The organism is Arcobacter iocasae (assembly GCF_042214795.1).
In the GTDB taxonomy this organism is placed as follows: Bacteria; Campylobacterota; Campylobacteria; order Campylobacterales; family Arcobacteraceae; genus Arcobacter; species Arcobacter iocasae.
On the sequence record NZ_CP090177.1, the window covers coordinates 1,652,074 to 1,664,639 of the forward strand.

Sequence of the window (12,566 nt, forward strand, 5' to 3'; positions counted from 1 at the left end):
GTTTTTTGATTATTTTTTTAAAGATTTTTTTAATTCGATTAAGTCTCTTACTGAATCATATTGGCTATCATCAGTTGCTGCATAACCTTTAAGTTTTAACTTTTTAAGACCTTCAACATCATTGTATGAGATGAAAGCACCTTTAATTGCCATTTTTAAAGACTCAGGTAAATCAGATCTTACAGCCATAGGAGCACCTGGGATTAATGAAGATTCCCAAATAACATTAAAGTCATCTTTTTTCCAGTTTCTTCCTAGACCTCTATTAAAATCAAGGTTGTTAGTAGATGCTGCATCAACTTTTCCCGCTTTTACAGACAAAATAGAAGCTTCGTGACCACCTGAATATAATACTTTTGAGAAGTATTCTTGAGGATTGATTCCTTTTTTTGAAAACATAACAGAAGGAACTAAAGTACCGCTTGTTGAGTTAGTATCTGTAAATGCCCAAGTTTTACCTTTGATATCTTCTAAAGTTTTAAGTCCACTACCTTTTTTAGTTATAATCATTCCATAATAACCTGGTAATCCACTCTCAGCATCAACATCAATTACTATTGCTTCAGCTTTTGCTCTTTTGTGAGCTTCAACATATGATTTTGGTCCAAAGTATGCAAGTTGTACATGGTTGTGTTGCATTGCAGTAATTACACCAGCATAGTCACCAGCTGTTTGTAAATTTACTTTTATTCCTAGTTTTGATTCAAGATATTTAGTTAAACCACCAAATGTATCTTTCATAGAAGTAGCACCTGCAACTGGAATAACTCCAAAGTTAATCTCTTTTGGCCAATTTTGTGGGTTTGCACTCAAAGTTGAGGCACTTAATGTTAATGCTAATGTAGCAAGTCCAAGTTTTTTAAAGAAGTCTCTTCTCATAGTTTTATACCTTTTATATTTCAAATTAGGTACACTACAATGTCTATTTTGCAGTGTAATTGTTGTTCAATTATTTTTCAATAATTCACCAAGATAGTATTAGAAAACTAGCTCTTGCTTCATGATTCGCCAAAATTTTCAAGTAAGAGCTAGGTAAAAAATTTAATCAGTAGAATTCATATCTTCTGATTCTCCTTTATAAATCTTTTCAATAATCTTTTCATTTAATTGTGATGGTTTACCATCAAATACTACTTCACCACCATTTATCCCAAGGATTCTTGTACAATATTTTTCTGCAATATCCAAGTGATGTAAATTTGCGATGATAGTCACTTTTAACTCTTTGTTGATTTTTTCTAAGATTTCCATAACTTTTTTTGCACTTTTTTGGTCAAGGGCAGAAATTGGTTCATCAGCTAGGATTATTTTAGGTTCACTTGCCAAAGCTCTTGCAATGGCAACCCTTTGTCTCTGACCTCCACTTAATTCATCACATCTTTTCATGGAATGTTTTTGAATATCAACTATTTCAAGAAGTTTTTGTACTTTTTTTAACTCTTTTTCTTTATAATATTTTATTACTGCTCTTGCCATTGGAATGTCTTTTAACATACCACTTACTACATTATCTAAAACACTTAATCTATCTACTAAGTTATACCCTTGAAATATGATTCCTATTTGTTCTCTTAAGTTTATTAAATCTTTTTTCTTTATATTCTCCATATTATGATTTAACACTTCAAAGTGACCATCAAATACTTTAATACCACCAACAATTGACATAAGAAGAGTTGACTTTCCAGCGCCACTTGGTCCTATGATTCCTATGAATTCAGCTTTTTCAATTTTTAGATTCAATTTATCTAGAATCTTTTCTTTTTTATAACCTAAAGTAAGGTTTTTCATTTTAATCATTAAACTTTTTCCTTATAATCAACTACAATTTTTGCCATATCACTTCTAAAATAAGAGTAACAATAATCTATATTCTGGTTTGATTTTTTATCTGTTGTTTTTGTTGAGATTTTTATAATTGGTAAATCATTTTGTACATTAAATATTTTTTTTGATTCGTAAGTAGTTGAAGTAATATCAATCTCTGAACTCTCTCTTAAAGGAGTTAGTTTATACATCTCTTTATATAGTTTTGAAATGGATTTTACATTTGGAATCATCTCTTCTATATTAGGCAATATTGTTTTATTCATATAATATTCTGCAAATAAGAAAGGTACATCATCAACTAATCTCATATTTTTAATATATAAAATATTTTCTGCTTCTTTAATATTTAATTTTTTAGCAATCTCTTCGCTTGCTTTAATTGTTTTCATCTCTAAGAGCTTTATTGAGGGAGTTTTTTTTAGTTTTAATATCTCATTTGTAAAGGTTGTATTAGAAGAGATTGTATAGGTTATTTTTTTAGGATTTACAAAGTTCCCACTACCTCTTTTTGAATATAAATAGCCTTCATTTTTAAGTTTATTTATGCCTTGTCTTACTGTTAATCTAGATAAAAGAAATTTTTCACATAAAGTATTTTCAGAGGGTATTTTATCATGTTCGTTTAGTTCTGTATTAATCAAAGTAAAAATGTAATTGTAAACTAATTCATAATCAAATACTTTTCTTTTCAAATTAGATTCCTTTTGAGATATTCTTATTTTGTAAAGGTGAATTATAAGTTTGATTAGTTACAAAGTAATTACAGCTTGTATATACAACTTGAAAGTTAAATACAAGTTCTAAATTATAAAAAATTTAGGTAATATTAAGTTATGAAAAAAATAACATATAAATTAAAAGAGGTTTTTTTAATCTTTTTAGTATTTTCTTTTATACTTGCTTTTGTAAATATTATTGTAGAAAAACTCTTTTTTGTAGATAATATACAAAAAATAGCAATGGAGACTGCATTAAGTAAAGCAAAAGAGAGAGAACATACTTTAAATGAATTTTTAAATGAATCAAAGCATTTAATAAAATTTCTTAGAAAAATTAATGCCTTCAATAATTTTTTGGAAAATGGTAATTCAAAAAATGAATTAGAAGAGATATTTTTTGCTTATATTCAAAGCCATAAAAGGTTTATGCAACTTCGATATATCGATAAAAAAGGTTTAGAAAAAATAAGAGTACAGAGAGACAAGGAAAATAGCATTTCTTATAAAGTACCAAATGAAAAACTTCAAAATAAAGCTAATAGAGATTATTTTATTGATTCAAAAATGAAACCTTTGGAGAAAGTTTGGTTTTCGAAAATGGATTTAAATATAGAGAATAATAAGGTTGAGACTCCTTTTAATCCAACACTAAGAGTAATTTTACCTGTAAAATATAAAAATGAATTCGATGGTATTTTAATCATAAACTATTTTTTAGATGAATTTTTAAATGATCTTATGAATACTTCATTATATGATATGATTATTATTGATGGTAAAGGATTTCCTTTATTGCATTATGAAAAAGCTAAAAATTGGAGTTTTTATACTTCTGCAAAATATAATATATCACAAGAGTATCCAAAAGATTATAAAAAAATTTTAAACAATGAAAGTGTTGTAAGTAATACTTTTGCTTCAAAAAAGATAAAGACTCCTATTTCAGATAATTTAATTTTAATATTAAAATTAAAAGAAAAATATGTGAAAGAACAAAATGAAAATTTAGCTTTTAAATATACAACTATAGCTACGGTAATACCTCTTGTTATATTTATTTTAACACTATTTTTAATTAAATTATTTGGTGATAGATTATTTAATACAAAAAAACTATCTGAACTTAATGATAATTTGCACTCAATCTCAAAAATAGCAAAAGTTGGTTTTTGGGAAGTGAATTGGAAAACTAAGCATATTAATTTAAGTGATGAACTTTATGATATCTTTGAAATTGAAGATAAAAATAGTGTTATTACAATGGAGAAGCTTTTTACATATTTCCCTAAAAGTTCAAAAAATGAATATGAAAAAGAAATTCAATCTTCTATAGATGAAAAAAGGGAATATTTTATTACCCAATCAATTATTACTGAAAAGGGTAATATAAAATATCTTCAAAGAAGAGGTAAACACTATTTTGATGATAATGGAGTTCTTATTAAATCTGTTGGAAGTAGTTATGATATCACAGAACAGTATCTATCTGAGAAAAAGTATAAAACACTATTGGAATATGCCTCAGATGGAATTCATATTTTAGATAAACAGGGGAATCTTGTAGAATTTAGTCAATCATTTGTCCAATCACTTGGTTATACAAATGAAGAGATGTGGGAATTAAATATTGTAGATTGGGATATCTTTATTTTAGAAGTAGAGGTAAAAAATAGAATAAAAGAGCTAATAGATTTTCCAAGTTCTTTTGAAGCAAAACATAAAAGAAAAGATGGCTCGATTATTGATGTTCAAATCAATGCAAAAGGAATAGAAATAAATGGAGAAGAATACCTTTATGCTTCCCAAAGGGATATAACAAAACAAAAAAAACTAGAAAAAGAGATTCTTAGTGAGAAAGATTTTATTTCAACTATTATTGATAATGCAAATGCAATTATTGCAGTAATTGATAGTAAGGGAAGAATGATTAAGATAAATAAATATGCCCAAGATTTTGTTGGATATACAGAAGAAAAAATAGCTAGCGAGCCATATTTTTGGTCAAGATTTTTGACAAAAGAAAAAGAACAAAAAGTTTTAGAAATAGTAAAAAAAGCAAATAAAGGTGAGATAGTAAAAAACTTTAAAAATAGTTGGATTTCTAAAGATGGCGAAGAAAAAGTATTTGAGTGGTCAAATATGCTTGTTCAAAAAGCTGATGGAAGCATGGATTATATTGCTACTATAGGAATAGATGTAACAGAAAATAATAAATTATTAGAAGAATTAAAAGGCGCTAAAAAAAATGCAGAAAAAGCAAATGTAGTAAAATCTGAATTTTTGGCAAATATGTCCCACGAAATAAGAACTCCTATAAGTGGAGTAACTGGGCTTATATCTCTTATATTAGATATGCCATTAGAACCACTACAAAGAGACTATTTAAATAAAGCGAAAAAATCTTCAAATGCCTTATTGAGTATTATTAATGATATTTTAGATTATTCAAAAATTGAAGCTGGAAAACTAGATATTATTGAGCAAGATTTCAATTTAGAAGATATTTTTAAAAATATCTCCAATCTTTTTGGATATGAAACATATAAAAAACAACTAGAATTTACTTTTGTATTAGATGGAAATATCCCTTCATTGATAATTGGAGATTCACTTCGATTAACACAAATATTAAATAATCTTGTGGGAAATGCTATAAAGTTTACTGAAAATGGATATGTTGCATTAAAAAGTGAAATAAAAGAGATAAATGAAGATGAGGTTATTTTAAAATTTTGTATTGAAGATACAGGTATTGGGATAAATAAAGAAGGTCAAAAAAAGCTTTTTAATACCTTTGAACAACTTGATACTTCAAATAAAAGAAAATATAGTGGTTCAGGATTGGGACTTTCTATTACTAAACAATTAATTGAGCTTATGCATGGAAAAATTTGGGTTGAAAGTGAAGAAAGCATTGGAAGTAAGTTTTATTTTGAGATAAAGTTTAACTATATCAAGGAGTTTTACAAAAAGAAGAAAAATAGAACTGTCAATAATGACAAATTTTTGATTATTGATGATAATAAAATGGAAAGTGAGTATATAAAAAATATATTAAATTCCTGGAAATTAGACTCTATTATTGAGTCAAATGAAGTGAATGCTTTAGAAATAATCAATAATGAAAAAATAGATTGTTTGATTATTAATTGGAATACTTCAACTACTCGTCGATTGATATTTTTAGAAAAATTAAAAAATATCAATAAAGAAATAGATTATATTGTTTTGGTGACGCCATATAATAAAAAGCTTATTTTAAATCTTTTTGAAAAACAAGAATTTAAAGTTACAAAATTACTGGAAAAACCTTTTACTCCATCAACTTTATATAATACAATTTTTGATAAAAATAATAAAGATATTAAAAATAGAGAAAGCTCAACACAAGTTGTATTGGTAAATAAAAAAAGAGCCTTATTGGTCGAAGATAATGAGACTAATCAAATAGTTTCAAAAGCAATTTTAGAAAAATTGGGGTTTATTATAGATATTGCAAATGATGGAGAAGAGGCTATAAAAAGTGCTAAAAATTTTTCTTATGATATTATCTTTATGGATTTACAAATGCCAAATATTGATGGCTTTGAAGCCACACAAAGAATTAGAGAGTTTGACAAAAAAATACCTATTATTGCATTAAGTGCAGCTGTAATGCAAAAGGATAAGATGTTAACTAAAGAAGCTGGTATGAATGCTCATATCCCTAAACCAATCGTAGAAGAAGAATTAGAGCGTGTAGTAACAGAATTTTTTGAAGTAACTTATAAAGATGCACATATAAAAAAGATACATAACAATAAATTACATAATATATATGGAATAAATTTTAGAAAATTGATGGAGATATTGTCATTTGATGATAAAGAGGCTTTGTCTTTAATAAAAAAATATTACAAAAACTACAGTAATATAGAATCACAACTTGAAATCTTCAGTCTAAAAAGTGATGATTTTAATAGCTTTATACATAAATTAAAAGGGGTAAGTGGAAATATACAAGCAATGAAAGTTTATGATATTTGTTTTGAAATAGAAAAAGTAAGTGATGCAACAAAAGTATCTGAATTGATAAGTAACTTAAAAAATGAAATGAAAAAAATATTTGAATCTATAGAAGTCAATATCTTAAAAAAGAAAAATGAAGATAAACCAAATCACAGCAATAAACAGATTGATAAAATGATAGAAGAGTTAATAAAAGATGTCAACGAGGATAATTTTATTAAAAACTCGATCGTAGAAGAACTAATTGATTCTCTAAGAGATAAGATAGAAGAGAAGCTATTAGAAAAAGTTGATAATAGTTTTTCTAATTATGAATATGAAAATTTGATAGAAGATTTAAAAAGTATTCAAAATATACTCAAGAAAGGTTAAAGATGGGAAAATTAACTATTTTAGTTGTAGATGATGAGTCTATAAATATTCAAATAATATCTGAAATATTAACTGATGTGTATAATATAAAAATCGCTAAAAATGGGAAAAGTGGATATGAAGCCTATGAAAAATATTCTCCTGCTTTAATAATCTCAGACATAAATATGCCCCTTATGAATGGAATTGAAATGGTTTCAAAGATTAGACAAAAAGACCAAAATACAAAAGTGATATTTACAACATCCCATTCAGACTTAGATTATTTACTTCAATCAAGTTCATTAAAACTCATAAAATATATTTTAAAGCCAATAAAAAGAGAAGAATTACTTGAAGCTGTAAATATAGCAGTTGAAGAGTTACAAAAATATAAAATAGTCTCAAGTCATATTTTACAGTTAGATAAAGAGTATGTCTGGGATTTTAAAACTTTAAATTTAATGAAATCAGACCAAGTTATCTCTTTAACACCCACGGAGAGAAAAATATTAAATTATCTTTTTTCAAATGTTGGTTCTATGGTTACTTATGATGATATTCTTTATGAAGCCTGGGAAGATTATGACATGCCAAGCAAACAAACACTAAAAACAATGATAACAAATCTTAGAAAAAAAATCCCCGAAAATATAATTCACAATATTTATGGCATAGGCTATAAAATCTTGACTACTCCTTGACTATTTAATTTTATACTTTCATTATAACTTGTATTTCCTATGAGAAATACAAATTCTTAAAATAAGGATTTATAATGAAAAAATATGTAATTAGTCTACTTGTAAGTGGGATTTTATTAGCAGCAAATGCTAGCGAAAATGGTGAAGCAAAAACTTCTAGTGAAACACATAAGAAACATGAATCTCATGCATCTTGGAGTTATGTAGGTAATAATGGTCCAAAATTTTGGGGGACAATTAATTCTTCTTTTCAAACTTGTGAAAATGGAGAAAGACAATCTCCTATAAATATAGCAAAAGAATCAACTGTTGCTACGAACTCTTTAGGAAATCTTTTCTTTGATTATAAAGATACAGATATTAGTATAGTAAATAATGGACATACTATCCAAGTAAATTCTGACAATCAAAGTTCTGCACTGTTTCAAGGTAAAAAATTCAAACTTTTACAATTTCATTTTCACTCAAAAAGTGAACATACTGTAAATGGAGAATATTATCCCTTGGAATTACACTTGGTTCATCAAGCAGAAGATGGTGAGTTGGGAGTTGTGGGAGTATTCTTTAAACTAGGTGATTATAATAGTTCATTACAAAAAGTATTAAAATTTATGCCTAAAGATGCTGGAGCTAAAAATGCGAGTGATAAGTTTAGTATTAATCCAAATGATTTTTTACCAAAAGATAGAGGTTATTATCATTATTTAGGTTCTCTTACAACACCTCCTTGTACACAAATCGTAGAATGGTATGTGATGAAAAATCCAATAACTTTATCACAAAAACAATTGGAACAATTTCAAAATTTATATAATGGAAATTTTAGACCAACTTATCCTCTTAATAAGAGAATAGTATTAGAAAAGTAAGGAAAAACAATGATTAACAATATGAAAATAAAAATAAAAATCTTTTTACTATTAGCAATAACATTAACTTCTTTATTAATAGTATCAGTAAGTTCATATGTTGGAATAAGTGCTGTAGGGCATGAAATTGAAGAGTTGGCAGAATCTCATATTCCATTAAATAGAGTAATTACAAATATTGAAGCTGGTATTTTAAAAGAAGAGGTTTTAACTTATGAGTTAATAATTGCTGCTGAAGATGTATTTAGTGAAAAGTTTCAAGAGGTCAAAGTAAGAATTGAGAAAATTGAAAAAACTTCAGAAAAAAATATAAAAGAGTGTGAAGAAATAGCATCAAAGGCTATAAATAAAAGTAGTGATGATGAAATCAAAAAAAGATATGAGGAGTTTTTAAAAGAGTGTAAAGAGCTTGAAAAGAAACAAAAAATGTTTGAAGTTGGTATAGCAAAATTAGTACATGACTTAGAATCTGGGAATATTCAAGATGTAGAAAAAGAGAAAGAAGAACTTCATAATTTGCTTCTTGGCTTGGACAAGTTTGTAATAAATTTGACAAAACAAATTCAAGATTTAGTTAAAAAAGCAACAGAAAAAGCAAAAGCTGATGAAAATAGTGTAACTATAACTATAGAGATAATCTCTATTTTAGCTTTCATTATTTCTATTACATTTGGAATTTATTTAGCAAACAATATTAAAAACTTGATTAACACTTTCCAAACTGGATTATTAGGATTCTTTACATACCTTAATCGTGAAAGTAATGATGTAAAACCTATAGAAATAAATTCAAATGATGAAATAGGTCTTATGTCAAAAGTAGTAAATGAGAATATCATTAGAACAAGAGATTTATTAGAAGAAGATAGAGAACTAATTGATGAAGTTAAAAAAATAGTTACAAAAGTAAATAGTGGAATATTTAAACAAGAGATAACAAAAAGTACATCAAATGAGAGTTTAAATGAATTAAAATCTCTTTTAAATGAGATGTTAAAAGTTTTGACGGCTAATGTTTCTGAAGATTTAAATAAGATTCAAGTAGCTCTTGATCACTACCAGCAGTTAGACTTTAGACATAGAATTGAAGGTTGTAGTGGAAAAACAAGTGTAGGATTGACAAAATTAGCAGAAATAATCAATACAATGTTAGTAGAAAATAAGAAATCAGGAGTTTCATTAAATATTTCTGCACAAGCCCTATTAGGTAATATTACAACATTAAATAGTTCTTCAAATCAAGCTGCAGCTTCATTAGAAGAAACAGCTGCTGCTTTAGAAGAGATTACAAGTACAATTGTTAGTAATACAGAAAATGTAGTTAAGATGTCAAACTATGCAAATGAGTTGTCAGTTTCTGCAAATGAGGGTCAATCATTGGCTACTCAAACAACAACATCGATGGATGAGATTAATGCACAAGTAAGTGCAATAAATGAGGCAATTAGTGTAATTGATCAAATTGCTTTTCAAACAAATATTCTTTCATTAAATGCAGCAGTAGAAGCAGCAACTGCAGGAGAATCAGGAAAAGGATTTGCAGTAGTTGCTGGAGAAGTGAGAAATCTAGCATCAAGAAGTGCAGAAGCTGCTAAAGAGATAAAACTTTTAGTTGAAAATGCTACTATAAAAGCATCTGAGGGTAAAGAAATAGCTACAAGAATGATAAATGGATACTCTGGACTTAATGATAATGTTGATAAAACATTAGCTATTATAAAAGATATCGAATTAGCATCAAAAGAGCAACAAACTGGAATAGTACAAATAAATGATGCAGTAAATCAGCTTGACCAACAAACTCAAGCAAATGCAAGTGCTGCAGCAGAAGCACAAGAAGTTGCAAATAATACATCGACAATTGCTAATAGAATAATTGAAGATGCCAATGAAAAAGAGTTCATTGGAAAAGAAGACATCTAAAAATACAATAAATAAGAGAGTTTTTACTTCTCTTATTTATCTTAAAACTTTCTAGAAACACCTATTACAAGTATCTTATAAATCCTTTTTTGTTACAATCTTAAAAATAAATAAACAAATGAGATAAAAGATGAAAGAAAAACTTATTAGAAAGTGTCTTTTCCCTGCTGCTGGATATGGAACAAGATTTTTACCTGCTACAAAAGCAACACCTAAAGAGATGTTACCAATACTTACTAAACCACTTATTCAATATGGAGTAGAAGAAGCAATTGCTGCTGGCATGGATACTATGGCAATAGTAACAGGAAGAGGTAAAAGAGCTATTGAAGATCATTTTGATATTTCTTATGAACTAGAACACCAAATAAAAGGTACAAGCAAAGAACACTACTTAACTGAAATAAGAAGTGTAATAGAAAAATGTACATTTTCATATACAAGACAAATAGAGATGAAAGGCTTAGGTCATGCCATCTTAACAGGTGGGGAGACTTTAATAGGAAATGAACCCTTTGCTGTAATACTTGCAGATGATTTGTGTGACCATGAAGGAACTGGAGTTTTAGCCCAAATGGTAGAACTTTATGAAAAGTACAGATGCTCAATTGTAGCCATTGAAGAAGTACCTAAAGATGAAACATATAAGTATGGAGTAATAGAGGGTAAAGAGATAGAAGATGGTATTTTTATGATAAGTAATATGGTTGAAAAACCAGACCCAAAAGATGCTCCCTCAAATCTTGCAATTATAGGAAGATATATTTTAACACCTGATATTTATGAGATAATAAAAAATACAAAACCAGGTAAAAATGGTGAGCTCCAAATAACAGATTCTTTGATGATACAAGCAAAAGAGAATATGGTAATAGGATATAAGTTTAAGGGTAAAAGGTTTGATTGTGGGAGTATAGATGGTTTTGTAGAAGCTACAAACCATTTTTACAATAAAGCGAAATAAGATGAAATATAATAAAAACTTTTATCAAATAAAATCAAATAAAGAGATATTTGAAAAAATAGAAAAAGAGAAGGGCTATATAGGTTATTATAATCTTCCATATCAAAATACAAATGCTATAAAAGAGTTTGCAAAAACTGTAAGCCAAAAAGATATAGTAGTTGTAGGTATTGGAGGAAGTTCTTTAGGAACCTTTGCAATTCACAAGTTTTTACAACACAAAGAAAATGATAAAAAACTTCATTTTTTAGAATCAACTGATCCTTTAGATTTACAAAGAAGAATTAGTAAAATAAATCTAAATGATGCACTTTTTATAATTATAAGTAAATCAGGAACAACAGTTGAAACAGTTAGTATCTTAAAGTATTTACATACACTTATAAACATAGATTCCTCAAATACTATATGTATAACAGAAAATGATAGTAAGCTAAAAACTTTTGCAAAATCAAGGAATCTTAGAACCTTTGAAATCCCAAAAGATGTGGGTGGTAGGTTTTCTGTATTTTCAACTGTAGGACTTGTACCATTAGCAATTATGGGTTTAGATATAGATGAGTTATTAAGGGGTTGTAAAGAGGTAAGTGATAGCTTTTTTTCTAAAGATGAATATTATGCTTTGCTTATGGAGAAAGCTAGATTTTTAGTTGAAAATAAAAATAGATTTAATATCAATGTTGTATTTTCTTATTCACTTTTACTTGAAGGTTTTAATAAGTGGTATGTTCAACTTTGGGGAGAGAGTTTAGGGAAAATAAATATAAATGGAACAAAGCAAGCCTTAACACCTATTGGATTAGTGGGACCAATTGACCAACACTCTTTTTTACAACTAATAGTTGAAGGGAAAAGGGATAAAACGGTTACCTTTATAAAAATAGAAGATTTTAAAGATGAGATGACCATTCCTGATTTATCACTAGAAGGCTTAGAAGAGTTGGATTATTTAAATGATATTAAATTTAAAGATTTGATAAATAAACAAGCTGATGCGACTATTGAAGCAATAGAAGGCTTAGATGATATACCCTGTGATGTCATAACTATCCAATCACAAGATGAATTTAATATTGGAAAACTAATGTTTTCGTATGAGTTATTAACTTCAATTGTTGGAAAATTTGTACAAATAAATACCTATGACCAACCAGGTGTTGAAACAGGTAAAATCATCTTAAAAGAAAAACTAAAATAA

At 27.3% G+C, this 12,566-nt stretch carries 9 protein-coding genes; 6 read left to right on the top strand and 3 right to left on the bottom strand.

What is annotated here, in order from left to right:
- Positions 1 to 9 precede the first annotated feature (9 nt).
- The 3 genes from phnD to LXN10_RS08380 all read right to left on the bottom strand — a co-directional run bounded on the left by phnD (position 10) and on the right by LXN10_RS08380 (position 2,522).
- A complete protein-coding gene (gene phnD / locus LXN10_RS08370; protein ID WP_375722591.1) occupies positions 10 to 879 on the bottom strand; it encodes a phosphonate ABC transporter substrate-binding protein in 870 nt (289 codons plus the stop codon).
- A 162-nt stretch (positions 880 to 1,041) separates the two neighbouring features.
- Positions 1,042 to 1,800, bottom strand: a complete 759-nt coding sequence (gene phnC / locus LXN10_RS08375) for a phosphonate ABC transporter ATP-binding protein (RefSeq protein WP_375722592.1) — start codon at positions 1,798 to 1,800, stop codon at positions 1,042 to 1,044.
- Positions 1,800 to 2,522, bottom strand: a complete 723-nt coding sequence (locus LXN10_RS08380) for a GntR family transcriptional regulator (protein ID WP_375722593.1) — start codon at positions 2,520 to 2,522, stop codon at positions 1,800 to 1,802. The genes phnC and LXN10_RS08380 overlap by 1 nt, the downstream gene beginning before the upstream one ends.
- Before the next feature lie 141 nt (positions 2,523 to 2,663).
- Between LXN10_RS08380 and LXN10_RS08385 the strand changes: the two genes are divergently transcribed.
- From LXN10_RS08385 to LXN10_RS08410, 6 genes are all read left to right on the top strand, one after another.
- Positions 2,664 to 6,929: a PAS domain S-box protein gene (locus tag LXN10_RS08385; RefSeq protein ID WP_375722594.1), complete on the top strand. Its 4,266-nt coding sequence runs from the start codon at positions 2,664 to 2,666 to the stop codon at positions 6,927 to 6,929.
- Positions 6,930 to 6,931: 2 nt separating this feature from the next.
- Complete coding sequence (locus LXN10_RS08390) at positions 6,932 to 7,612, top strand: response regulator transcription factor (RefSeq protein ID WP_375722595.1); 681 nt, start codon at positions 6,932 to 6,934, stop codon at positions 7,610 to 7,612.
- 74 nt (positions 7,613 to 7,686) lie between these two features.
- Positions 7,687 to 8,481 carry a carbonic anhydrase gene (locus tag LXN10_RS08395; RefSeq protein ID WP_375722596.1) on the top strand — a complete coding sequence of 265 codons (795 nt, stop codon included), beginning with the start codon at positions 7,687 to 7,689 and terminating at the stop codon, positions 8,479 to 8,481.
- 9 nt (positions 8,482 to 8,490) lie between these two features.
- The gene (locus LXN10_RS08400; protein ID WP_375722597.1) at positions 8,491 to 10,404 is read left to right on the top strand and encodes a methyl-accepting chemotaxis protein; all 1,914 of its coding nucleotides are present in this window, start codon (positions 8,491 to 8,493) and stop codon (positions 10,402 to 10,404) included.
- Between the two features lie 130 nt (positions 10,405 to 10,534).
- Positions 10,535 to 11,368: a UTP--glucose-1-phosphate uridylyltransferase GalU gene (gene galU / locus LXN10_RS08405; RefSeq protein WP_375722598.1), complete on the top strand. Its 834-nt coding sequence runs from the start codon at positions 10,535 to 10,537 to the stop codon at positions 11,366 to 11,368.
- A gap of 1 nt (position 11,369) precedes the next feature.
- Positions 11,370 to 12,566, top strand: a complete 1,197-nt coding sequence (locus LXN10_RS08410) for a glucose-6-phosphate isomerase (RefSeq protein WP_375722599.1) — start codon at positions 11,370 to 11,372, stop codon at positions 12,564 to 12,566.